The sequence below is a fragment of the Njordella calcicola genome (assembly GCF_056494125.1).
Window position 1 is genome coordinate 6751256 of the sequence record NZ_CM151396.1, and the last position, 25994, is coordinate 6777249.

18 protein-coding genes are annotated in these 25994 nt (G+C 51.6%); 10 read left to right on the top strand and 8 right to left on the bottom strand.

Annotated features, from left to right (window positions below; translation table 11 throughout):
• Positions 1-349 precede the first annotated feature (349 nt).
• From SH302x_RS26080 to SH302x_RS26105, 6 genes are all read left to right on the top strand, one after another.
• A complete protein-coding gene (locus SH302x_RS26080; RefSeq protein WP_479365981.1) occupies positions 350-2113 on the top strand; it encodes a permuted SH3 domain-containing protein in 1764 nt (587 codons plus the stop codon).
• A gap of 48 nt (positions 2114-2161) precedes the next feature.
• Entirely contained in the window at positions 2162-2977 is an 816-nt protein-coding gene (locus SH302x_RS26085) for an ABC transporter ATP-binding protein (RefSeq protein WP_479365982.1), read from the top strand.
• Between the two features lie 97 nt (positions 2978-3074).
• Positions 3075-4397: an ABC transporter permease gene (locus SH302x_RS26090; protein WP_479365983.1), complete on the top strand. Its 1323-nt coding sequence runs from the start codon at positions 3075-3077 to the stop codon at positions 4395-4397.
• A 130-nt stretch (positions 4398-4527) separates the two neighbouring features.
• Positions 4528-5745, top strand: a complete 1218-nt coding sequence (locus SH302x_RS26095; RefSeq protein WP_479365984.1) for an arsenate reductase/protein-tyrosine-phosphatase family protein — start codon at positions 4528-4530, stop codon at positions 5743-5745.
• 10 nt (positions 5746-5755) lie between these two features.
• Positions 5756-6232 carry a ribose 5-phosphate isomerase B gene (rpiB, locus tag SH302x_RS26100; RefSeq protein WP_479365986.1) on the top strand — a complete coding sequence of 159 codons (477 nt, stop codon included), beginning with the start codon at positions 5756-5758 and terminating at the stop codon, positions 6230-6232.
• Positions 6233-6359: 127 nt separating this feature from the next.
• Positions 6360-8846: a M48 family metalloprotease gene (locus tag SH302x_RS26105; protein ID WP_479365988.1), complete on the top strand. Its 2487-nt coding sequence runs from the start codon at positions 6360-6362 to the stop codon at positions 8844-8846.
• Between the two features lie 42 nt (positions 8847-8888).
• Here SH302x_RS26105 and SH302x_RS26110 read toward each other — a convergent pair whose 3' ends face one another.
• Positions 8889-11972, bottom strand: a complete 3084-nt coding sequence (locus tag SH302x_RS26110) for a family 43 glycosylhydrolase (protein WP_479365989.1) — start codon at positions 11970-11972, stop codon at positions 8889-8891.
• Between the two features lie 190 nt (positions 11973-12162).
• Between SH302x_RS26110 and SH302x_RS26115 the strand changes: the two genes are divergently transcribed.
• Positions 12163-12774 carry a Uma2 family endonuclease gene (locus SH302x_RS26115; RefSeq protein ID WP_479365991.1) on the top strand — a complete coding sequence of 204 codons (612 nt, stop codon included), beginning with the start codon at positions 12163-12165 and terminating at the stop codon, positions 12772-12774.
• On the opposite strand, the gene SH302x_RS26120 is transcribed toward SH302x_RS26115, so the two are convergent.
• Together SH302x_RS26120 and SH302x_RS26125 are read right to left on the bottom strand one after the other, a co-directional pair.
• Complete coding sequence (locus SH302x_RS26120; RefSeq protein ID WP_479365992.1) at positions 12771-14210, bottom strand: UdgX family uracil-DNA binding protein; 1440 nt, start codon at positions 14208-14210, stop codon at positions 12771-12773. The two genes, SH302x_RS26115 and SH302x_RS26120, sit on opposite strands and share 4 nt — an antisense overlap.
• A gap of 18 nt (positions 14211-14228) precedes the next feature.
• On the bottom strand, positions 14229-15491 hold the full coding sequence (locus tag SH302x_RS26125) for a putative DNA modification/repair radical SAM protein (RefSeq protein ID WP_479365994.1): 1263 nt from the start codon (positions 15489-15491) through the stop codon (positions 14229-14231).
• Positions 15492-15713: 222 nt separating this feature from the next.
• On the opposite strand from SH302x_RS26125, the gene SH302x_RS26130 reads away from it, so the two are divergent.
• Both SH302x_RS26130 and SH302x_RS26135 read left to right on the top strand, forming a co-directional pair.
• Positions 15714-16553 carry a phosphoenolpyruvate hydrolase family protein gene (locus tag SH302x_RS26130; RefSeq protein ID WP_479365996.1) on the top strand — a complete coding sequence of 280 codons (840 nt, stop codon included), beginning with the start codon at positions 15714-15716 and terminating at the stop codon, positions 16551-16553.
• Entirely contained in the window at positions 16550-17752 is a 1203-nt protein-coding gene (locus SH302x_RS26135; protein ID WP_479365998.1) for a Tm-1-like ATP-binding domain-containing protein, read from the top strand. The genes SH302x_RS26130 and SH302x_RS26135 overlap by 4 nt, the downstream gene beginning before the upstream one ends.
• A gap of 70 nt (positions 17753-17822) precedes the next feature.
• On the opposite strand, the gene SH302x_RS26140 is transcribed toward SH302x_RS26135, so the two are convergent.
• The 5 genes from SH302x_RS26140 to SH302x_RS26160 form a co-directional block, all read right to left on the bottom strand.
• Positions 17823-18368 (bottom strand): rhodanese-like domain-containing protein, encoded by a 546-nt coding sequence (locus SH302x_RS26140; protein WP_479366000.1) that lies wholly within the window; start codon positions 18366-18368, stop codon positions 17823-17825.
• A 204-nt stretch (positions 18369-18572) separates the two neighbouring features.
• On the bottom strand, positions 18573-19733 hold the full coding sequence (locus SH302x_RS26145) for a response regulator (protein WP_479366002.1): 1161 nt from the start codon (positions 19731-19733) through the stop codon (positions 18573-18575).
• A gap of 30 nt (positions 19734-19763) precedes the next feature.
• Positions 19764-21386, bottom strand: coding sequence for a sensor histidine kinase (locus SH302x_RS26150; RefSeq protein ID WP_479366003.1), 1623 nt, complete (start codon positions 21384-21386; stop codon positions 19764-19766).
• Positions 21387-21398: 12 nt separating this feature from the next.
• A complete protein-coding gene (locus SH302x_RS26155) occupies positions 21399-22550 on the bottom strand; it encodes an HD domain-containing phosphohydrolase (protein ID WP_479366005.1) in 1152 nt (383 codons plus the stop codon).
• The gene (locus SH302x_RS26160) at positions 22543-24360 is read right to left on the bottom strand and encodes an ATP-binding protein (RefSeq protein ID WP_479366006.1); all 1818 of its coding nucleotides are present in this window, start codon (positions 24358-24360) and stop codon (positions 22543-22545) included. Before SH302x_RS26160 ends, SH302x_RS26155 begins: the two co-directional genes overlap by 8 nt.
• 386 nt (positions 24361-24746) lie before the next feature.
• Here SH302x_RS26160 and SH302x_RS26165 point away from each other — a divergent pair, with 386 nt between their 5' ends.
• A complete protein-coding gene (locus SH302x_RS26165; RefSeq protein ID WP_479366008.1) occupies positions 24747-25988 on the top strand; it encodes a PQQ-binding-like beta-propeller repeat protein in 1242 nt (413 codons plus the stop codon).
• The last annotated feature ends 6 nt before the right edge of the window (positions 25989-25994 follow it).

Below are 25994 nucleotides of genomic sequence, written 5' to 3' on the forward strand. Positions count from 1 at the left end.
TTTCAACGATTCGAGCGATTCTTGGAGCGCGACGGCACGTCACGCGAAACTATTAAAGCCGCCACGTGTTGTGAAGCCCATTGTACACGGGGAGCGGACAGTTGTTTCACGAATGACAAACTTCCGATGTAGCAATGGGTTCCCGGTGAGTTATACTTTTAGTGTGAAGTTTCCAGGTCGCTGGCAATCGTTGGTCCTGCGACTTCCGCCCGCCTAAACGCAAAACTGGTCGCTGCCAGCAAACGAGCTTGCCGCCTGTAGACAGCATTGCTCCCGATGTTGCCCCCCGAAAGCGGCGGACGAATGAAGATTTCCCCCACCTTATAAAATCAGTCTTAGAATGATTCACATGTTATACACAGACAATCGTAACCGAAACGGTGGCACACTTTTAGTCGTCCTTGCTTTTGTCGTGGTCTCGGCGATTGGCATAGGTGGCTGGATTTACTACCGCCAGATGGACGGTTACACCGCGATGGAAAACGTTCCCATCACAGAACGCGCCATCATCGGCCCGTTCGACCATATTGTCTTGGAGCAGGGCGAAGTCGAAAGCAGCAGCAACAACGAAGTCAAGTGCTTGGTGAAAGCACGCGGCAGCACGGGCACGCCCATCCTCTGGGTCATCGACGAAGGGTCCTATGTGAAGAAGGGTGACAAGCTGTGCGAACTAGATTCCTCGGCCCTCGAAAACGAAATGAAGGGGCAGCGTATCGTGGTAGGCGCTTCGGAAGCTTTAGTAATCAGCAGCAATGCTGCGCTGCAGCAAGCAGAGATCTCCAAACAAGAATATTTGGAAGGTACCTATGAAACGGAACGTCGTCTCATTGTTAGCGAGATTGCAGTAGCTGAACAAGAGATGCGCAAGATGGAATTGTCGCTCGCCAGCGCGGAACGACTGGCCGCAAAGGGCACCTTGCGACCGCTGCAAATCCAAGCGGAACAATTTGCGGTCCAGAATGCGAAGAACGTGCTTGAGTCTGCTAAGGCTCGCCTGGATGTTTTGGAAAATCTGACCAAGAAGAAAATGTTGGTGCAACTGGAAAGCACCATTGAAACCGCTCGTGCCAAGCTTGAATCCGACCGCAGCACGTTGCTGGAAGAGCAGCAGAAACTGGACGAACTGAAACAGCAAATCGCCAACTGCACCATTTACGCTCCTGCCGAAGGCCAAGTTGTTCATGCGAACCAACGTGACCGCCGCGGTGGTTCGGAATTTGTTGTCGATGCCGGCGCAATGGTACGCGAGCTACAAACGATCTTCCTACTGCCAGATCCATCTCGCATGCAGATACGTGCCAAGGTCAACGAGTCGCGAATCACGTTGATTCGCGAAGGCATGCCTGTAAAGATTGCGGTTGGTCAGCAGCAATTGGTCGGCCGCGTCAGCAAGGTCAACAAGTACGCTGAAGCAGGCGGCTGGATGACCACTTCTGTGAAAGAGTATGCAACATTGATCGAGATTATGGATCCGCCTCCCACGATTCGCACCGGCATGACCGCCGAAGTACGCATTTTCGTCGAACAGATCGAAAACGCCCTGCAAATTCCTGTGCATGCGATCTATGAAACCAAAGGCCATTATGTTGTCATCAAGCAGTTGTCAAAAGACAAGTACGAAGCTGTCGAAGTGGAAATCGGAGCCACCAATGATCGTTTTGTGACCATCAAGTCGGGACTCCAAGAGAACGACCAAGTTGTCTTGAACCCGCGCAAGCACCTGAACTTGGTGGTGATCCCTCAGTTTGAAGAAGTTTCCGACCGTGAGCAACTGCTGAAGATCGGCCAGTCGGCTCCTCCACCATCGGCGACTGATGGCGAACCCGTTGTCGGCGGACCTGGCGCTCGTGGCCCTGGTGCTGGTGCGGGTGGAGCAGGCGGACCTGGCGCCGGTGGAGCAGGCGGACGTCGCGACCCTGCCCAGATCGTCGAGATGATTATGCAACGCGTCGATGTGGATGGCGATGGCAAGATTTCCCGAGACGAAGCAGCCGCTGATGATCGCATGTCGGCCCGCTTTGATGAACAAGACTTGAACAAGGACGGATTTTTGGACAAGGCGGAACTGACTTCCAGCATGCGATCCTTTGGTGGTGGACCGCCACGGCAATAGGCCATCGTTCCTTCATTCCCCGACGTCCCACTTCCTTTAGTGCCACCCATGCCAACCACTACGACAGCCGCCGCCAAATCCACCGCTCAGGCGACAACTCCTGCCGCGCAGGATTCTGTGACGAAGTACGCATGTCGCGTTCGTGACTTGCAGAAAACTTATGTGCTAAAGAGCGAGACCGTTCGCGCGTTGCGGACGGTGACGTTCGATGTGCCTGAAGGCGACTATGTGGCCATCATGGGCCCTTCTGGATCTGGGAAAAGTACCCTTTTGAATTTACTTGGTTGCCTCGATACTCCCTCGGCAGGCTCGTTGCTTCTCGGCGACGACGACGTGGCGAAAATGAGCGATGACCAGTTGGCCGAGATTCGTTCACGCCGAATCGGCTTTGTCTTCCAAGCTTATAATTTGATTCAGCAATTGACCGTGGTTGAGAACATCCAAGTGCCGTTGTTCTACCAAGGCAAACTTGGACCAGCCGAAATGAAACGCTGTACGGAACTCGCTCGCATGGTGGGTTTGGAAGGTCGCTTAGGCCACCGTCCAGCACAGTTGAGCGGGGGGCAACAGCAGCGTGTCGCGATTGCTCGATCGCTGATCAATAACCCTTACTTCATTCTGGCGGACGAACCAACAGGAAACTTGGATTCCCGTACGACCGAAGAGATCTTGCAGTTGTTTAAGCGATTGAACGATGAAGGACGTACGATCATTTTGGTCACTCACGAAGATGAAGTGAGCCGCCGAGCCAAGCGGGTGATTCGACTCAAGGACGGGTTGCTGCAATCGGATATACAGAACTCGGAAGAATCGCGAATTGCAGCAGCCGAACACGCCTTTGCGAACTTGCCGCCGGAAATCTAGCTCAACTTGGTTAGAGCTTGAACCAACGAGTCGAGCTCGCATTCATCCCCCCACCCCCATTCGACGTACCAATTAAACCCAAGCCTGCGACAATACTATGATTTGGCTTCGAACATTAAGCTTAGGTATCAAGAGTTTGTGGCTGCATCCTATGCGTTCGCTGCTGACGGTACTTGGTATCTTCATTGGCGTGGCGAGCGTGATTTGGCTGTTGGCCATCAGCAAAGGCATTGGCGATGAAGCGCGTCGCCAGATTGAAGCTTTGGGTGCTGACACCATCATGGTGCGCTCGGTGAAACCGCCTTCTGAAAAGATGGCCACGGAAGGAATTACTCCTTACGGTTTGACGCGCGACGAATTCGACATGCTGGTTACGACGATTCCAACGATCCAATCAGCGATCCCCATTCGCGAGATGCGTCGACAGTTCCAGTACGGCAACAAGATCATGGACGGCAGGCTGGTCGGTTGCACGCCAGAGTATGCTGAAGCGAGCAAGCTGAAGATAAGCCGCGGGCACTTTATCACCGACGCAGAAAACTTTCAGATGGCGACGGTGTGCGTATTGGCTGCGAAAGTTGCCGAACGACTGTTTCCGCTGGAAGATCCGATTGGCAAACGCGTCTACTTACCCGAAAGCACCGACTACTACCTTGTGGTAGGAATTCTAGAACCGAAGAATGCTTCCGCAGCGATCGGTGGTTCGATGTCCGCTCAGGATTTTTCGAACGACATCTACATCCCAATCCGGACGCTGCAGCAACGTATTGGCGACATGGTCGTAACGCGTCGGTCCGGTTCGATGGATGGCGAGATAGTCGAATTGAATCAGATCACGTTACGCGTGGGCGACGTCGGGGACGTCAAACGTACGGCAACGTTGGTCGAACAAGCCTTGTCGTTTCATGATCGAATGGAAGACATCGCGGTGGTGGTTCCCTTGGAGCTGCTGGAACAAGCTCGCACGACGCAAGCGATGTTCATGGTTTTCATGGGTATGATCGCAGCCATCTCCCTGTTGGTTGGCGGTATAGGCATTATGAATATTATGCTGGCCACCGTTACGGAACGGACTCGCGAGATTGGAATCCGGCGAGCGTTGGGAGCCAAACGCGCCGATATCGTGCGGCAGTTCTTGATCGAAACGAGTGTACTGAGTGTTGTGGGCGGGATCAGTGGCATCCTGTTCGGGTTACTGTGCGGGCCGGCGATCCGACTTGCGCGTTGGCTGGTTGGCGAGTTCGCTCCGAACACCCTTGCGGCCCTTCCTGATGTGGTCCGAACCGTGCAGCCAACTATTGTGCCGGAATCAATCCCTGTCGCTTTCTATATCTCGCTGGTGGTCGGGATTTTGTTTGGCATTTACCCAGCGATTCGCGCCGCACAAATGAATCCAATCGAAGCACTTCGCCACGAATAATCCGATCCGGCTTGCGCTGCTAGACAATCTTGCTATCCTGTAACGGTCACCGTGTTGCACCGGGAAGCCGCTGAAATGACCGCGAAGCTTTGCCCGTGCATTGTTACCGCCCATTTAGAAAACAGGATTCATGGCGAAGGTACTCGATTGGAAAAAATCCGATGACGTCCGCGACATTGTTCACTTGAGCGTACAGGCCTTGGCGGAAGGCCATGTGGTCATTTTACCTACATGCACTACGTACGTGGCTGCGGCCTTGGCCACCCATGGCCCTGCGATGGACGCTTTGGCGGCCATAGGTGCCTCTCAAGCGACTGGGGGTCGAGATGTGGTCAACAACCTCATGGTGCCTAAAGCGGCCTTGGTTGTCCGAAATTCACAGGAAATGTTGGACTTTAGCCCCAGTGCGTGCGCCACAGCCCAGCGGATCGCCAAACGAGTGTGGCCGGGCCCCACGCATATTCTAGCTCCGGGCACCCACGTCGATTCATTGCTCCGTCGACTTGCGGACCAGACCTTAGATTTGATTGCCAACCAGTCTGGCGAGGTTCGCTTGTGCCAACCGGCTCATCAAGCGATTCAAGAAGTAGCCAGGATGTCCGCTGGCCCTCTTGCTATTCTGCCGCTGACAAACCCTAAGGACGGAAGTCTGGCGGTAACTTCCGAATCGGTCGCGGGCAGTGCTGCAGCAATCCTGGTAGATAGTGGTCCGTCGAAATACCAAGGTCGCCCCACGGTAGTTCGTATTTCCGCAAATCAATGCCAGGTCATCCAAAGCGGCGTAACGTCTCAGGCCGAATTGCAAAGCGTAAGTCGTTTCTTTGTCATGCTGGTTTGCACGGGAAATACTTGCCGGTCTCCGATGGCCGAAAAGATGCTTGAAGCGAAGATTCGAGAGACTTTTGCCCGGTCAGAAAAACAAGCGGCAGAAAAACACGTGGCGACCAAGCCCAACACTAGCAAAGACGACCAGTTTTTGCCCGTTTACGTCATGTCAGCCGGCATTGCGGCTGGTGGCGGCCCGGCGTCTCCGCAAGCCATTGCCGCCATGCAGGAGCGAGGACTGGACCTTCTGGACCACCAGAGCTGCGCCGTGACGGAAAAAGAAATTGGGTCGGCAGACTTGATTTTGGCGATGACTCGCAGCCATTTGCAGACGATAATAGCTCGTTGGCCAACCGTAGCGGATAAAGCTTTTTTGCTTTGTACCGACGGTATCGATGTAACCGATCCGTTTGGCGGTCCGGTTTCCATCTACCGCGATTGCGCCGACAAAATTAGCGAGTATTTAGACAACTGGATAGAACGATTATCTTCTATGCCATTGCCCAAGTGGCGAGAAGCTTAACAGGGACATCATGCGAATTGCATTAGGTAGCGACCACCGCGGTTACCAAGTCAAAAACAAACTGATCAGCTTGTTGCAAGGCGATGGCCATGAGGCAGTCGACTTTGGCACGCAGAACGACCAGTCTGTGGATTACCCCGATTACGCATGCGAAGTTGCGAAAGAAGTCGCTTCTGGCCGCGCCGAACGAGGCGTGCTGATCTGCGGCAACGGCATTGGCATGGCGATTGTCGCTAATAAATTCGTAGGTGTCCGCGCCGCAGCTTGCTGCGACGAAGTCATGGCGGAAATGAGCCGTCGGCACAACGATGTCAACATTCTTTGTTTGCCAGGTGACTTGATTGGCGACCGCCCAATTGTCGACTTGGTACGTATTTGGCTAGCGACCGAGTTTGAAGGTGGACGGCACCAACGCCGCATTGAAAAGATTGTTCACCTAGAGAGCGAACTTTCCGATCGCAATCAAGAGACGACCCGCGTTCTGTAAACCTTGGCTGTGGTAACTAGCGACTGATGAAAAATCACGCCGTTATGGCCTAGTGAATCGCCCGAGCTGAGCGATTACAATTGCACGAACCCACGAAAGTGATTTTCGTTTGCAAAGGTTTAACGCCATGATCGCTACTCAATGTCCAGGTTGCTCCAAACAGTATCAGGTGAAACCGGAACTGGCGGGCAAAACCGCAAAATGCAAAAGCTGCGGCACTCGTATCAACATCCCAGCTTACACTGCGACTTCTGATGACGGAAATTTCGTGCCTGCAGGGGCTGATTTCATGGCCAACGCTCGCCCCACTGGAGAGGTAACACGAGCTACGTTTGCGCCTCCGGCAGAGACGGTTGCAACCGCTTGTCCCAATCCGTCAAAGGAACGATCGGTCGCCAAGCTATCAATCCCGTCAGTCCAACCTGTCAGCGATCCGCCATCGCTTGGCCAACAAGAATTGATTGCAGCGATCCAACAACCGATCGCAAAAGTCCGGGTCACGACACAGTATCGCGTTGGACTTTTTCTAGCAGCAATCCTAATGGTAATCTTACCACTAGTTTACCTAGGACTGGTTGTGGCAGTGAGCTATGGCGTTTATTGCCATGCTGTTTACAACACGGTGATCATGCAAGCCAACGTTCGCGGTAAAGGCTCGTTTATACTATTGCTACTTTACGCGGGCCCATTGGTCGCGGGCGTGCTTCTAGTGATCTTCATGATCAAGCCCTTGTTCGCTCGATCTGTCAATATTGAAAAACGCCGCTCGCTCACTCGGCAAGCTGAGCCGAAACTGTTTGCCTTTGTTGATCGCTTATGCGAATCAGTACATGCACCCAAACCAACGCGTATCGATGTCGATTGCAATGTGAATGCGTCCGCTTCGTTCCGTCGTGGCATGTTAAGCATGTTCGGGAATGATCTGGTATTGACCATTGGTATGCCATTGGTCGCTGGCTTAAACGCTCGAGAGTTCGCTGGTGTACTGGCGCATGAGTTTGGGCATTTCTCGCAAGGGTTCGGAATGCGTTTAAGCTACATCATCCGTTCGATCAATTTTTGGTTTGTAAGAGTCGTCTACCAGCGGGACTCATGGGACCAGCACTTGGATGACTGGGCACGTGGAACCGACATTCGGATTGGTATCATTTTTTACTTAACGCAAGCCATGGTTTGGGTCACGCGACGCATCCTGTGGTGCCTTATGATGCTAGGGCATATTGTTTGTTCCTTCTTGATGCGCCAGATGGAATACGATGCGGACTTGCATGAATGTCGCTTTGCCGGCTCCGATACATTTGAATCCACCGCGAAAAAACTGCGGTTGATTTCAGTAGCCTTTGAACAGTCGATGTCGGATCAGCGTGAGTTTTACTTGGATGGCAAACTGTGCGATGATATACCGGGTTTAACGAGGCTGAACTTCGACGGATTAGACCCTTCGCTGACAGCGAAACTGGAAACGCTTGTAGCGAACGAACGGACCGATTGGACGGCCACACATCCCAGCGACAAAGACCGAATCGCAGCCGCTAGAAGGGAAAATGCGCCAGGCATTTTTCGGTTAACTTCCGTCGCGAGCGACCTCTTCTCTCACTATACGGCCATCTGCAGAGGTGTAACTCAGGACTTCTTGTCGACGACCCTGGGGCGATCCTACAACCCAAAGATGATCGTCGAATTATCAAAATTGACCGGGCAAAAAGCTCAATCGCAGAATAGCTACCAGGCGCTCGGCGAAATGATTGGTCGAGGATTCCGCGTGTTACGGCCACTCGATTTCTCTGCTATTCAAAGCGAGCCCAAACCGTCTGCTCAAGAGTCCTTTGAACGCCTTAAATTGGCTCGCAAAACGATGTTAGAGCACCGCGATGATTACTTAGTCTTCTCCAAAAAACTAGATGAATTCGATGACCAATGGATCTCGGTCAATCAAGCGGTAACCTTTTTAGAACTGGATGCGACTCTAAACCAGAAGAACTATCCGTTTTCCGTCGCTTCTGCTGCTGCCGCTCGGGACAGCGAGAACACGATTCGAAATAAGCTCCGCGAGATCTCGACCCAAATGCGATCGTTCGAAGCGACACTGGTTGATCGCATTCTGTCTGCCGTTCGTTTGATGAAGGCTAAACAAGTGCAGGAGAGACTAACAGATGCGCACGCCATGTTCCAGTCCGCTCACAAGGCCATGGATGCTTTATCAGAATTGCAAAGCCAAATTGCCAACTTCTTTTTGGCACGCAATCAATTCTCATCCATGGCCCCAATCTTAAGTGCGGTGGCGGCCGAGGAAGTATCTGCGGAGGTGTCAAGCAAGTTGCTCAGCCAGAGCCGACTTCTTTGTGAAACAATGATGACGATGTCGCGATCCTTGCAGCAGTCGATGTTTCCATTTGAGCATGCCGACGGCGAAATCCCTTTAGCGACCTATCTTATTCCCAACGTGCCCAAAAGTGACGATCTCGAAAGTGTGGCCAACGATGTCCAAAAACTGCTGGAGCAATTCCAATTCTTGTATTTCCGATGTGTCGGAACATTGTGCTCCATTTGCTTAAATGTCGAAGATGCGCTGGGCCTGGAGCGTCATCCGCCGATTGCTGAGCCGGCCCCATAGGCGTTGGGCCCTGCTGACCTCAACAATCAAGTTCCGCAGAAATCACTCTAGTTCTCGGATGCTCAGATCGGTGAATGTCGCATGCGCATCGACAACTCGAAAACCTAACAGCCCTGAATCATAGGTTGAATCGCTGGCCAGCAAGACTTCGCGACCGTTGTGAGTCACCTTCACATTCGAACCCTTTAGGTCCACTTTCAACCGTTGTGGCTGAACAACGTCGATATCCGCCGATGCTCTCGCCAACTCAGTCCACGCCAGACCATTCGTCTTGCCAAAGATGACGAGCTTTGTTTTCGGTATCAATCCAACAAAGTAGCCACGCTGCGCATCGTACCCAATCGAGTTGCCCGTGGTGCGCAACAACACGCCTGCGTCACGTGCATCGACGACTCCACGAAAGTCAATGGTAACTTCCACGGCAAAATCCCTTGGTAACTTGCGATCAAGAATAACCTTCTCGCCACTACGAAAAGCATTGATGGGGTCTTTTGGCCTACGCCCCAAATGCAGACCATCGTCTCGCCAAGCAATCATCTGATGATGGCCATAGGGGGACCATTCGGAGTCCTCCGGATTGCTAGTCGTAAGCTTGCTTTGGTAGGGAAGTTTCGCTTCTTTCAGTTGCATCTCGCCGGAAGGTCGCTCCAGAGGCACTCCCGCTTCCACCGGGCTATTGAAATTTGGATAGCCATCGGAGTCTAGCTTCATCGGTTGCACGAAGATAGCGCGTGCCCAACCAGGTTGCCGATCTCGTTTCGCGTGAAAGACATGCCACCATTGCAATCGGTCCGGTGATTGGACAAAGCACGAATGGCCAACGCCGTACGTTGCTTCGGTCGATTCAAAGACGGGCTGATTGTGTTTCGTCCAGTGATTTGGATCCAACGGATTGCTGCCAGTCAACTCGAGCCTACCAAGCTTGTAAGTAGGCAGCCACGAAGCCGCACATGAGTAGATGACAAAGGTGCGATTATTTGTTTTCAGTACTTGTGGCCCTTCATTCAGTCCACGTCCTCTGCCCGCATTCTCAGTGAACTCCCAGGGGAAATCGTCATTGGAGCAAATCTTGACGCGAATCGAACTTAACTCCGTGGGGGACTTCATTTCGGCAACGTACAAATATTGTCGATCGCTACCTGGTTGGTCCCATCCCGACCAAATCGCATAGCGCTTGCCTGCATGCTCCAACACGGTCATATCGATTGCCCAGATAGGTTGCCCGGCCTTGTCGCCGGTTTGAAATGGGCCAGCCAAAGAGTACTCACCTAACGGATTATCATCTTTAGAAACCAACACGTAAGCGAGATGGTTCTCGTTCTTGCCATCGGAAGCAGCAAAGTAAATATGCCATTTACCATCCAAGTAATGCAATTCGGGAGCCCAAACCTCACGCGAATAAGGACCAGACTCAGGAGCTTGCCAAACGGTATGCTTTGTTCCCAACGACGTTAATCGGTCACTGGAACAAATGCTGATCGCGCGGTTGCCTTCAGAAAAGCACCATAAATATCTTTCGGCGTTTGGATCTCGCACCACCCAAGGGTCAGCTCCTTCGCCGATCGGATTCACAAACTGCGATGCCGCCAGGGCTGCAGTTGAATCTGTTTGTGTATTAACAAAGCTTGGATCGCCTGCGTCTTTTGGCAGATTGGCATTCCAATCCAATACTGCGACTCGCAAACGCTGAGCTTCCTTCGCGTTTCGGGAAGCAAGATTAACCGATTCGGAGGGATCAGCCTGCAGATCATACAGTTGCGGGCGACTGCCATCGTAGTTCATTAAGAATTTCCAACGTCCATCGCGAACAGCCAAATCGGGATTATCCCCTGCTTCAGTCTCGGGCGCATCACCCGGCCGATCAGGCGGCCTGCGGAAAAACAACGGTGCTGCTCTTCCTTCCACCGAGTGGCCAAGCAACGTTTGAGACACATCTTCACCATCCAGCACGTGGTCCTCTGGCAGTGCTATTTTGCCTATGGCATACAATGAGCGATTCACATCCATCGCACTGAGGACTGAGCGATCATTCACAGTCCCAACCGCGCTTGAATTGACAAGGCCTGGCCCCCAAACAATCAAAGGAGAACGAATTCCACCTTCAAACAGCCACGCTTTATGGCGTCGCAGTGGATCGCTTTGCCCCGCACCTGGCTCAGGACCATTGTCTGAACAGAATACAATCAAAGTATTATTCACCAGCCGCTCGTCATTGCGAATACGATCAAACAATACACCCAACTGCTGGTCCATTGCTTTTAAGACGCCTTGGTAAAGTTGCCGCTTGCCGTCGCCCCATTGATTCAGTGGTGGGAAAAAAGGTGAATGCACATCGTCAGGCCAAAGGTTGACGTAGAAGGGCTGGTCTTTCACTTGGGCATGATCGATAAACTCAATTGCTTCTCGAACGAATCCTGAAGTAATCTCCGAACGTTGCATCCAAGTAAAGGGCTGACCAAGATTCTCCGCTGCTTCCCAGATGCGTCCTGGCATGTCGTCTCCCGGCTTTAACGTTAGCGGCAGCAGTTTGGCCCCCATGCCTTCGAAGTTGGTGAGGCTGCGATCAAAGCCGTATTTCTCAATCGGCGGCGCATCGTCGACGTCACGCTGGCCACCCATATGCCATTTGCCAAAGTGACCTGTCGCATATCCGCTAGCTTGCAGTCCTCTTGCAACCATCGGAGCGGCAGGATCCAGCCACGGCTCGACACCTCGATCTCGATTGCGCTGACGATTGTCGAGATAGGAAGTAATCTTCCATCGCTGCGGGTACTGTCCGGTTGATAGCGCTACTCGAGATGGTGAACAAATCGGCGAATTGACATAGAACTGTGTGAACCTCAGGCCTTCCGCTGCCAATCGATCAATGTTCTCTGTCTTGACCGCTTGGCCGCCGAAGCACGATAAATCAGACCATCCCATGTCATCGATAAATACGACTACAATATTGGGTTTGGCGGCTAACGAAATCGAGCCTGTAAGCAACAACAAACCAATGGAGAGAATGAAACGCATGATGTTGGGCTCAATGTGGAGAGGCAAAGCGACCACTGGACGACCAGCGGATGCAGAAGAACGAAACAGTCCACTATATCCTAACTGCCAGTAGGCAATCGGCTCAACCACTGAACTTATTGGCCTTCCTACGATTTTGCGTCAATGTGGTCGTGGAAAATTCGCAACTGACTACCACCGTCTGCAAATACTCAGTACGACCATCCATCACAAAGCGGACTTTGGTTTTCCTGGCCAGCGGCAAGCAAATGGCTATAATCTAGATAATGCGTTAGAGAAACCAGCCACCAAGGGTCTTTCAATGAGTTCTGCTGAAGTACCTAAGTTCGCAACGGTCGACAAGTATCTCGCTGAAGAAGAAGCGGCTTTGACCAAGCATGAATACATCGACGGTTGGGTGCGGGCCATGATAGGAGCCACGGTACGCCACAATCAAGTGAAGACGAGCTGTTTAATTCAGCTTGGCATGCAATTGCGGGGTCAACACTGTCGGCCGTTCGACTCCGACATGAAGCTTCGAGTTCGCCATCAGGGTTCCAGCAGGTACTACTACCCCGATCTTCAAGTTGTCTGCGATTCAAGTCCACCTAGCGCTGTTTACCAAGAATTTCCAGTGCTGATCATCGAAGTACTTTCCTCTTCCACCCGACAAATTGACTTGGATGAAAAGATGAATGCGTATCTGCAGATTTCATCTTTGGACTACTACATCGTGCTTGAGCAACATCAGCCGTTTGCGATTCTTCTGCGCCGCACACCGGCTGGCTTTTTGCGCGAGGTCTATGCAGGGCTCGAGGCACAAATCGAATTGCCGATTCTTGGTTGCTCACTAAAACTGAGCGATGTTTACGAAGGTATTGAATTTACGCCAACCTGCGTCCAAGAACCCGAGCCTGAGTATGAGACCTCTTAGGCATCTACGCAAGCTCGAAGGTCCGCAACCAGATGATCGAACATCTGTTTGGCTTTGTCTTTGTCAGGAACTCGCAAGATAGCCGAAGGATGGTAGGTTGCGAGCGTTGATTCGCAGTATTGGGTGGCAAGCATTTGCCCACGCTGCCGTGTGATAGAAAAGTCCCGACCAATCACCGCTTGCGCAGCGGTTGCGCCCAAGCAGACCAATCGCTGGGGCTTGATCAATCGCAGTTCCTCCACTAACCAAGGCTTGCAGGCGGTGATCTCGCGTGCCCCCGGCTTGGCATGCAATCGCATCTTTCCTCGCTGCTGAAATTTAAAGTGCTTGACCGCGTTGGTCAGGTAAACGTCGTTGCGATCGATGCCCGCCAGTTCAAGAGCTTGGTTGAGGACCTCGCCAGCGGGCCCGACAAAAGGCTCGCCCGCTAAATCCTCTTTATCGCCAGGCTGCTCACCGACCAGCACAATCCTAGCTTGGGGGCTTCCGACGCCGAAGACGGTCTGCGTTGCTGGCTCGTACAGCGGGCAGCCTTTGCAACCAGCAGCCGCCGATCGTAATTGTTCAATCAATTGTGCTTCTGGCGGAATAAAATCGCGAGCGGAGTTACGAAACCCTTCACTGTTTTTGAGCATTGCTTCTACCCGTTGCGGAGCCTCTGCCAACATGTCTTCAATGATGGCTGTTTCTGGCAACGTCGGCCAGTGCCGCACCGGCATCTCCTTGACCATCGCTTGCCACTTGAGCCGCGCAGGATTAAAGATCGACCGATAGTACGTCAGCCAAATAGACTCCAAATCATCCTCTTGGCTTGCAACATACGATGCAACTCCAGGACCAAAATGCAATTGATTCAGATCCCATGAAACGCTTGCATCGGGCGTTAATATCGTCCAACGCATGCAACGAAAGCGATCTGCGAAAAAGGGAGCCACACGGCGGACGATGAAGTGATCTGGCCGATGGAATGCAATATAGTGCTCTACATCGTCGATTCTCGCGCTACGAAACCGAACGAAGGCTTTCATTTTATGCGCATCGCGAGTCACCGCCTTTTGCATCCTTCGAAGCTTAAGGATGTCTGAGTCCGATTCGATTTGCAGCAAATGCGGTTGCTCGTACGCGATTCGCCACAGTACTCGATACATCAAGTTCCACCGCGATGCGTCTCGATGGATAGACACATCCGTAAGCAGCTCCAACAAGGCTTGTGGCACACCAATCGTTCGCGAATCCAACGATACGTTGCCATTCAACAGCTCATCTAGCCTCTCGATGCATGCTTGACGATCAAACAGCGATGCTTGGCTCAAGCTGTCAACGGTAAAGTGGACTGCCATTGGTTCGACTTGTGTTTGGAGCAGTTTACGCGACACAGACCGCCAAGCTTCAAAGTCATCCACTTGAAACACATACAATGCATTACTGGGTTTCATCGCAAACAGCCTCTGCACTTACACTTCGCCAGAGACTGCCGAAGAATGCGCGTCAAATAGCAGCAACTGCTGTGGCTTGGAAGTCAACTTTTTGGAAAGATCCAGTCGATCTAGGTCGCGCGTGGCACCGTTCCAATCACTTGTCAAAACAAAGGGGGCAACCTTTGACCATGAAATCCGTAAACGCTTAAGGTCGTCCATGGTTAACGCATGAAAACGTCGAATCTTCAAGATTCGATCGACGCTGCGAATCCCCAATCCGGGTACGCGCAGCAACTGCTCGCGCGTAGCCTTATTGATATCGATCGGAAAGAAGCCGCGATTGTATAGAGCCCATGCTGTTTTGGGATCGACGCTCAGATCTAGGTTCGGAAGGGAATCGCTTACGATCTCGTCGACTTGGAAACCATAAAACCGCAACAGCCAATCCGCTTGATACAAACGATGTTCACGAATCAATGGTGGTGTCTGTCCCGGCAAGCGTGAGTCCGCATGGGGGATGGGGCTGTATGCAGAATAGTAAACGCGTTTTAGATGGTGAAGGCCGTACAGTTGGTTCGCGGTTTTCAGAATGTCGGCGTCGGTTGAAGCTGTCGCACCCACGATCATTTGCGTCGATTGGCCCCCAGGAGAGAATCGCGGCGCTTTGATCCCTTTGGCGTGATCGGCCCGATTTTCTTCGACGCGTTCTTTAATGTGCTGCATCGCGCTTTCAATTTCCGGTCGCTTCTTTTCCGGTGCTAGCGTCTGCAAGTCCACTAACGTCGGAAGCTCGACGTTCACACTCAGCCGATCCGCGTACAATCCTGCTCGATCAATCAAGTCTTGAGATGCATTTGGGATGGTTTTAAGGTGGATGTAGCCACCAAAAAACTCTTCTTCTCGCAGCTTCCTGGCGACTTCGACCAGTTGCTCCATGGTATAGTCGGGAGACTGGATGATCCCTGAGCTTAGAAAGAGACCTTCGATATAGTTTCTCTTGTAAAACTCGATCGTCAGAAAGACAACTTCGTCGACGGTAAACCGAGCTCGTGGCGTGTTGCTGGTAATGCGATTGACGCAATATTGGCAATCATAAATGCAATAATTGGTTAGCAGCAATTTAAGCAGAGAGATGCAGCGTCCATCGGGGGCATAGCTGTGGCAGATACCGATAGCGGTTGTACTGCCTAGCTTGGCTTCCGGCCGCTTGCCCGTACTGCCGCTTGAAGCACAGGAGGCATCGTACTTGGCTGCGTCCGCGAGCACCGCCAGCTTTTTAGTAAGCTCGTCATGAATCATGGCAATGCTGACACCATAGCAATTCTATCTACCTACGATCGAAAACAGAACCGTCCTTAACCGCAGTTCGCAAGCTCGCATAACAGACCTTTCTGATAACCCGAGCGGATGTCAAATGCAGGCCTCGTCTTCTGGCAGGACTTGGATTCTAATACGAGGGCCGTCATTGATTGCATGCTCCGAAGCGAGCGAGTTTGTTTTCCAGATCTTGATTCAACCCCTATGAGTACAACCACTTCGAAACGACAAACGATCTTAGAAACACTTCGAGCCAAACGAGCAGCGAATCTGCCCATTATCGGCGCTGGCGCAGGAACAGGCATTTCGGCAAAATGCGAGGAAGAGGGCGGCGTTGACTTGATCGTAATCTACAACTCCGGTCGCTATCGCATGGCAGGTCGTGGGTCCTTGGCAGGCCTGCTTGCCTATGGCAACGCTAACGAGATCGTAAAAGAGATGGCTCATGAAGTTCTAACCGTTGTCAAGAAGACACCTGTCTTGGCCGGTGTCAACGGCACTGATCCTTTCATGCTGCGTGATCACTTTTTGAAAGAGTTGCGAGATATGGGTTTCGCAGGCATCCAGAACTTCCCCACGGTGGGCTTGATCGACGGAGTCTTTCGCCAGAATCTGGAAGAGACCGGCATGAGCTATCAACTGGAAGTTGACTGTATCGCGGCCGCTCGCCAACTTGATTTGCTAACCACACCCTACGTGTTCCAGGTGGAAGATGCACGGCAAATGACCAAAGCAGGAGCCGATATCATCGTAGCGCATATGGGACTAACCACCAGTGGCACGATTGGTGCGCAAACCGCTAAGACGCTTGAGACTTGCGTCGCGGAGGTCCAAGCCATCATCGATACCTGCAAATCGATTCGACAAGATGTACTTGTGCTCTGCCATGGGGGGCCGATCGCAGCACCGGATGATGCGTTGTACATGTTTGAACGATGCAAGCAGCTCGATGGATTCTATGGTGCCAGTTCAATGGAACGTCTACCTACAGAGATTGCCTTAACCGCTGAGATCCGAAAGTTCACTTCGTTGAGGCTGCCATGAAGACGATTGCAGTTATCGGAACACTCGACACCAAGGGTGCGGAGCATCAGTTCCTGGCCGAGCAAATTCGGGATTTAGGCCACAAAGTGCTTCTGATCGACGTTGGCACACTTTCAGAACCAACCGTTGCACCGCATGTTAAAAGGCATGAAATCCTCGGCAAAGAATCCTCATTTGCCGATCGTGGCCAAGCGATTGAAGCGATGTCCGCGAGCCTACCAAGCTTTCTGCGTACACTGTTTGATGCAGGAAAGTTTCATGGTGTGATCGCGATGGGGGGAACTGGCGGAACAGCCATCGGTACCGCTGCCATGCGTGCGCTTCCCCTGGGTGTTCCAAAGATCATGGTATCGACGGTAGCCAGCGGTGACGTATCCCGCTATGTCGATATCAGCGACATCGTGATGATTCCAAGCATCGTGGACGTGAGCGGACTGAACCGCATTTCGCAGACTGTGTTTCGCCAATCGGCGGCCGCAATCGTTGCAATGGTGAATAGCTCTAGCAATTTACCGACATTAGAACAGCCTAAGCCTTTGGTCGTCGCTTCCATGTTTGGGAACACCACCCAGTGCGTCGAGCGAGCGAAACAAAAACTAGAACTGCTGGGCTATGAGGTATTGGTATTCCACGCAACAGGCACCGGTGGACGCACGATGGAAGCACTCATTGATTCGAGACAAGTATCAGGTGTGCTCGACATTACCACTACGGAGTGGGCTGACGAACTGGTAGGAGGAATATTACGCGGAGGTCCTAACAGGCTGGAAGCGGCGGCTCGCGTCGGCATTCCAGCGGTTATCGCGCCCGGGTGCCTCGACATGGTCAACTTTGGCCAACGAGCAAGTATTCCTGAAAAGTTTCGCCATCGCTTGTTCTATCAACACAATCCGCAAATCACCTTAATGCGAACGACACCGGAGGAATGTCAGCAGTTGGGACGGATCATAGCTGACAAGCTTAATCGGTCGACGGGTCCCGTCCGGTTTCTCTTTCCGACCAAAGCGATCAGTGTTATATCTGCACCCGGACAGCCCTTTCACGACCCACAGGCCGATGCAGCCCTGCTGGATTCTCTGAGACAACATCTGCGGGAGGACATCTCCCTTGATGTTTTAGATCTGGAGATCAACGACCCACGCTTTGCCGACCACTGCGTCGAGACTCTACAGAGTTTAATATCGCAGCCAAGTCATTAATCCATGTTCGCTGAAGCCAAACTATCATTCATTGGCGTCGCGAGACAGCTTCAAGCTGGAAGGTTTGATTCTACGAAGTTTTGCAACTTGCCGATTGGCTCTGATTCCACGGCATCTTTGCCAACAGATTAATCATCATGCAGATATCTGTCACGCCTGCGAATAACAACCCAGCGCCAACAAATCCTGAAAGCAAGAAGAAATACTGACTGACCGTGAAGCCAAGCAGAACTCCAATCAATACTAAACTGCCAGCGATCATTCGCATCTGCCGATCAAGCGATATGGATTTCTGACCACGTACGACAGGGAATCCTGCTGCGACCCATGCGCTCGTGCCTCCCTCCACATTGACAACATTGTCGAAGCCGGCATCCATGAACTTCTTACATGCCATGCTGCCTCGAGATCCGCTTTTGCAAATCACATAGAGAGGTTCGGACGTCGAATCGTTACGAGCAGACATTACACTGGCGGGATCCAAGGAGTCCAAAGGGATATTCTTGGCTATCGGCGCATGGACTTCTCGAAACTCAGGCGGCGTGCGCACATCAATGAGATCAATCGTGGAACGATTCGTGATGTCTTGAAGCTCTGATACAGAGATAGTTTTCATGTTGATTGCCTTCCGCGTACGATCCGAATACTAATTTCAATATATCGGCTTCTCCTCCATCGGCAACGCAGGATCGATCCATAGCAAAAAACAACCAAAAGTATTGAATCCGTCCGTCAGCACCAACGACGAACCAGAAACAGCTTGGCAACCAAGACGACGCGGCCCGGCGAACAGTAGCTTTTGGGCATCATCCTATCGCCTCTAGATGAGGCTTTCGTAGACGCTCTGCGCCGCCCCAGAGGAACCGGCAGGCAACTCTCGTTGATTGACGATGAGATCTGCTAGGCACACCGTTTCTACTGGACCGAAGGCCTCTGATGTTAGCACCGAGATGTCATGATGCAGTTCAACAGCGGAGACAACTTGGCTAGGTAGCCCCCACAATCGGAGCAAATACGCGCCGAGTTGCGCATGATTGAAGCCAAATAGATCCTTTTCAATGATGTCAAGCGGTTCGTGATACGCATTTGTCAACTGAATCAACGTTTCGTAGCCATCTGGGTCGCATTCAAGCTGAACAACTTTGCCCAGGTCATGCAAAATGCCCGCTGTCGTAGCAGCCGACTTCCAGCCAGCGCTGTGGGGCTGCCCTTCCGCAATCGTGTTCGCGATTTTCCCGCATTGGAGACTATGATTCCACATCGCCTCTATTGCATTCTGCGTTCGGATCGAATCGGAATTGGTGCGAAAGACGCCAGCGGCCAGTGCCACATGCTTGATCGTATCGATCCCCAAGTATTGTACCGCACTAAAGATGTCCGATACGCTGTACATTCGGCCGAAGAACGAGGAATTTGCCAACTGCATTACTTTGGCAGATAGGGCCGGGTCAGCAGAGATTATTTCATCAACTTGCTTCAGCGTGCAAGATTCTCTTTCGGCGCAATCCTGTAGCTGAGAATAAACGTGAGGCAGACTTGGCAGATTTCGCAAGCCCCCGATGTAGCGTTTAATAGCGAAATCGAACGGGCATTTGTCAACTAAGTTGACGGCATCCTCTAACTGCGATCGGATTGCTTCGTGCGAAATGGGTTTATGCAAAAACTGGTGCACGAGGTTGATCGCTTTGGCTGCAGACTGGCGATCAGCGTAGCCCGACAAGACCAACCGAATCGCTTCCGGTCGAACGCGTGCAGCATGCTCCAATACAGCAGCGCCATCGATGCCCGGCATCATCATGTCACTGACGATGATATCGTAAGTCGTTGTATCCAGCTTTTGAATTGCTTCTTTTCCCGAAGCGGCGAAATCTAATTCCCATCGCGTCGCATCCTTGCGAAACATGCGCCGAATGGAATTCAAGACATCCAACTCGTCATCGACGAAAAGGATCCGAGGTAATATGGCTTGTTGAATCTGCATGGTTTCACGTCATTTGAGAAGCGGGGAGTTTTAGACATTTGAGACAGTATTGATGAGAGCTGGGGAAACGATTGAACCGACAACTGCTTTAGGAAAGCTTTCGCCTGTTGGTTTTTGTATCGGTAGCTCTAGGATAAAGCTTGCACCTTGGTCGACGCCATCACTGTGCACCGAAAGGCTTCCATCCAGTTCCTTGGCTGCTAATGCTCCACTGTGCAACCCAAAACCATGTCCGGTACGCTTGGTGGTAAAGCCATGAGTAAACATCTTTGGCAAGTTCTCTTGGGCGATCCCAATTCCGGTATCTGTGACGTGAATCTGTATAGTTCGGCTGTCTCGCCGGATGAGATCAACGCGTATCTCGCGTTTTGTTACCCCTTCATTACATACCGACTCTTTCGCATTCTTAATCAGATTCACGAGAATTTGCAGCACTTTGTGTTTATCGGTCACGATCTCTGGCACTTGTTCAAACTTCGTCTCCAATTTCACATGGTGTCGCATAAGCGACGTATCGTTAATCTTGATTGCGTCGTTGATCAGTTCGCATAGCCTGACTGGCTCATGCAAGCTGGACGAGCAGGCGAAGTTCTGCTGCATACTGACGATGCGCTTGATATGATCTACGCTTTCCAGAAGCGACTGCAATTCGCTGCGCACCTCTGTGGCGTCCTCTTGCAAAGTATGAGCAATCTTCTGCAAGAACTCAGGCAGTTTCTTGCCGCGAGGATCTGCGGCAAAGAAGGCGGGCAAGTCAGACTGGGCAAGCAGCAAATCTGATATCTTCGTGATGGTTTGAGCACGATCGTTCTTCAATCGATCACCGATCACTTGAGCGGATATCTTCACGCTGTTTAAGATGTTACCCACGTTGTGCAATACTCCTGTCGCGACTTCCGCCATTCCGGCAAAGCGAGAAACCGAAGCCAGTTCACTGTAAAGCACTTCGCGCTCTTTCTGATTGCGTTTTTGTTCGTCAAGTACCCTTTCTAACCATTCCTGAGTCATTTCAAGTTCGTCGGTTCGCTCCCGAATGTACGCTTCTACCGCAGCATGTTCCGCATGCCGTCTGCGCCTTGATGCAAACAACTTTTTGACTAAGTTGTTTCTGCCAAGACTCGTTCGATAGATGGTGACATAGCCTAAAATAGCGATGAGGAGAACTGCGACATTACCGTACCCGACCGCTTTGCCATGGGAGAAGGCCTGCATCACAAACAATGCTAGCAGGCCAAGGAAGACGCCGCGGATAATCCACTTCAGTTGCAACGGAGAACTAAACTGAGACAGCGCCATGACAACGACGTAATACTGCAACGCCGGGATGAGTAAACTATTCGAATAGCAGTTCAGTGAAACAGGCGTCGCGATCACAAAAGCCCCCAAAGCGCCGATTTGGAATGGGAGCCTTCGTGCAAGCATCCCGCCAACGGCGGCCGAAGCGGCAACAGCTAACGCCACGAAAACATGGTTTATGCTGTGGCTAGAAATGGATAACGTGGCACCCAACCATTGAAGACAAAGTATCACGCCGCAGGTTGATAGCAGTAAGGTAATCAGACGCGTTTGCCTCGGACTCACCGACTGCCGATAAAAGCGGTTCAGCAAATTGATAACTTCCGACTGTTGAACAGCTTGACTTTCTTTTGTCATTTACAAAACCCTCTAGAGATTCATACTCTCATGGTAGCGGACGGAAATTGGCTCGCGAACGCCGCGTCCTCGTGAGAAGCCCAGCAGTTTTTCGATCAGGGCATGATTCAAAATGCGACCCGCCGGGATCAAGATATCGCCATGAGAACTTGTGACATCTGCATCCAGAATCATGCCCGTTCGCAGTTCGCGAACGCCGACTACGGCATGCTGAATTCTCAAGTTAAATATCTCAGCCAGGTAGCGAACCAAGGCGGGGTCATACAAATTGGCAGAAGTCTGAATCCTTTCTAAGGCGGAAGCTTGATTCCCAAAATGATGACATGCAAGATCGAAATCAAACGCGATCTTTAGGATCCGAGCCCCAATGGGAATCTTGTCGCCCACGGGACCATCGCTCGTATAGCCCGAACCGTCATAACTTTTATGTTGTAAGCGAATGATCTCACTGACACGATTTAGGCGTGGGATTCGTGCTACTAAGCGACTGCCCGTCTCCGCATGCTGATAAAATGCGTCGGGGGCCGAGTTCAGATCAATATCCCCTGACAAGTACTGCTCAACCAACGAACTTGGTGTAGCGATAAAGCCAAGCTGACAAAGGCAGGCTGCAAGCTCAATCTCCCATCGATGCTCTGGCGTCAGCCGATCACAGAACTGACCAACTAACTGACGAGCATTACTCGTGCGTCCAAAGACATCTGGCCGAACGATACTCAAGACATCCGACATCACACCGACGCTAGCGGCCAGCGTACTACTCAGCAGTTCCTTCTCGCTAACAAGCATTTGGTGGTAGCGCAGCGACTCATTCAGCACTTTCGTAAGCTGATCGGTATCTACTGGCTTGTTCACAAATCGAAAAATGGAGCCCTCATTAACCGCACTGACAGCCGTCCGCTGGTCAGCATTCCCTGTAAGCATTACGCGGACAGAATCCTTGGCTACCTTGCGAACCTTCGCCAAGAACTCAAGACCATTCATATTGGGCATCTGCATGTCTGAGACGACGACCCCATACGGGCCCTTCTTCTCTATCAACTGCAGGGCTTCCGCACCACTATTAGCCGTATCCACCTGAAATGTTTTTCGCAGCGTCCGTTTGTTTCCGTCCAACAACAATGGTTCATCATCCACGAATAGAACGCATTCCGAGTTATTCATGGGAAACCTCCTGCAGTCGTGTTTCTTCGAATCCGCCTTGCGCATTCTGATCGGCAGGGATCGTCTTCCTCAACGGCAGTGAAATGAAGAATGTCGTGCCATCGTCGGGATTGGATTCAAACCAAATATTCCCTTGATGCTTGTCTACAATAACTGACCGTGCGATCGCCAAACCCTGGCCAGTGCCTTTACCAACCGGCTTGGTTGTAAAGAAAGGATCAAAGACCCGATTTTGAATCGATGCTGGTATCCCGGCCCCAGAGTCCTTTATGGTGATCCAGACGTCATCTGTCCGCAGTTTCGTTTCGATTCGAATTCTTCCTTTGCCACCCGATTTGACTTCCGCTGTCTCTGCAATTGCGTGAGATGCATTGATTATCAAGTTGACGAATACTTGATTGAGATCCGCAAGCAGGCAAGGCACTGATTCAATGTTCGGATCAAAGCTGGTCTCAATCGTGGCGACGTACTTCCATTCGTTCTGCGCAACAATCATGGTTGACTCGATCGCTTGGTGGATATCCGTCAGTTGCTTCTCCTCGGTACCAGGATGAGAAAACTGCTTCATCGCATTCACAATTTTCGCAATGCGTTCTACGCCAGATAACGTCTGCGTTAGAGTCTTGGGAATCTCCTCTTCGAGATACTCAACATCCAACGAATCAATCAGTTCTCTGATAACCGCAGTTTGTGGTAGAAGATCTGATTTAAGCTCGCAACCAACCAACAATTCCAACAATGATGATTGGATTTTCTGAAGATCTGCGAAACTGCTTTCCAAGAATCGTAGATTGTCTGCAACGTACTGCGTTGGGGTATTGATCTCGTGGGCAACACCGGCTGCTAATTGTCCAACTGCCTCTAGCTTTTGCGCTTGAGTCAAATCGCAGCGCATGCGTTCTCGCTCGGTTTCGTCGCGCACGATAATGGTAAAGCTTCGATTGCCATCGACTTGCACCTCGCCAATCGTCCAATGCATTGGAAATTGCGAACCATCACTCCGTACGCCTAGAAGGTCCATCGACAATGGATAGCTCGACCCTTGGCCGCCCAACAGATTTTCCAGCGTTGTCGGTGCAGTTTGTCGAGGCGTTTCGATTAGCTTGAGGACCGAGCCGCTGAGCAATACCTCGTCGCTGTAGGCGAATAACTTCAAAGCGGCTTGGTTGATTGTTTCGATCAAGCCATTTTCAGAAACAGTGAGGATGCCATCGGGAGCTGTACTCAAGATCGCTTGCAAGCGACGTTCGCGTTCTTCCATGCCCGCTGCGCAGTCGGTGACTTCATACTCCAAGGCCGATATCTTCTCGCCTAGCTGGTCTGCCAAGCGACGTTTCTCTACTAATGCAGCAGCAAGCTGGCACACTTCAGCATTGTCAAACGGCTTTTTAAGCACTAACCATCGATCGTTGTTGCCAAGCCGGCCTACCACCTCGTGCCATGAGTAGTCAGAGAATGCGGTGCATATCACAACATGCAGATGAGGATCTGCTTTCCATAACCGTTCAATGGTTTCTAGCCCATCCCATCCTGGCGGCATACGCATATCGACAAATGCAAGTGCGAAGGGCTGCTCGCGATCAATAGCATTCTGGACCATCGCGAGCGCTTCCTGTCCTTGGTAAGCCGAGAATAGCTCATAGGTCGGAGACTCTTCTGTTTCCGCGGAATCATCGCCAAAGAACTCTGAAGCAAGCGCGTCAAGTTCCGCGTTCCCGCGTTCTCCGCCAAGCACTTTCTGATAATCTTTGTGAATTGATTCGTTGTCATCAACAAGAAGGATCCGGCGATTGTTTGGCGTCTTTTGCATGGCGAGAGCAATCGGATAAAGGCATGATTTGTGACGCGCTCTTGCGCTTCACCATTGAAATCCATAAGTTTCTTTCCCTTGGGTTTCCTCCATGTCTTTCTGGAAGCTGCGCGGATTTCAACCGATCAGCAGCAGCAGTAGCGATCATTCCGATTCTGCGGGCGAGGAGCCCTTCAGTGCGACTTTCGCTATCTTTAAGAGCATCTAAGGAGAAATTAACGCGATTTGGTTTTGGCGCTTTTTCCGAGTCACTGCAAGGAATTCGCAGCTTATGGGCTGCTACAAGACAGTCGCATCCCTGATCGTTGTGGCGCGTAGCCCAACCGCGACAGTCAATTTTGTTTACAATCAAAGCGACATTTCATTATCTTTATTGGGTCCCTCATATGAAAATTTCAACTCCACTAATTGCCGCGATCTGTCTGTCGGTTCTCAGTTCTTCGCTTTGGTCCGATGACTGGACGCAGTGGCGTGGCAATCAGCGCGATGGCAAATCTGCTGAAACCGGTCTCCTGGATGCTTGGCCTGCTGCTGGTCCGAAGCTGTTGTGGCAAACGAACGATCTTGGGAGTGGCTATTCAACTCCAGCATCCGCCAATGGCCTGGTCTATCTCATATCGAACCAAGGAAATGAGTTTGAAGAACTGATCTGCCTGACGCTTGCCGATGGTTCAATTCATTGGCGTCGCAAGATTGGTGCAGTCGGTATTAACAAAGGTCCGCAATATCCTGGCAGTCGCTCGACTCCCTCGATTGTCGATGGCGAACTATTTGCATTAGGCTCAAGTGGCGATTTGGTTTGTTTGGAAGCGAGTTCCGGCGAACTCAAATGGAGCGTCAATATCCAACAGCAATTCAGTGGTAGCCCTGGAGCTTGGGCATATACCGAATCTCCGTTGGTCGATGGAGATCGAATCATTTGCACTCCTGGTGGTAAATCCGCTACGGTGGTCGCTTTAAATAAATCTAATGGCGCTTTGATTTGGAAAGCGGCAATCAGCGAAGGCGACGACGCCAGTTATTCATCGCCTGTCGCAGCGGAGATCGAAGGTGTCAAGCAATACGTCATGTTTTTGGCCAAAGGAGTTGCTGGTTTAGATGCCGCTACTGGCCAACTGCTGTGGCGCTACACCAAGACCGCCGACGAAGCAGCCAATGTGCAAACTCCGATTGTTGAAGGACGCTTTGTTTACACTGGAGCCAGCCGAGTCGGCGGTGGCTTGGCTGAAGTTTCTGGCGGTCCTTCAGAACCAAAGGAAGTCTACTTCAACAAATCCATGCCGACGGGAATGGGCGGCGCAGTGCTCGTTGATGGTTACTTATACGGTGCTTCCGGAAGCACCTTAATCTGCATCGAGTACGCCACCGGCAAGCGGATGTGGCAGGACCGCAGCATCGGAGCTAGCTCAATCGCTTACGCAGACGGCAAGCTTTACTTGCACGGCGAAGACAACAGAATCGCGATGATCGCGGCCAATCCCAAAGCGTATCAAGAACTCGCTCGATTTACCCCTCCCAATGCACCGGACCGCGGTCAAGCCAAAGCATGGACTCACCCCATCATTGTCGATGGCAAATTGATTATCCGCGATGTCGGCAGTGTTTGGTGCTTTGACATTAAAGGTTAAACAAAT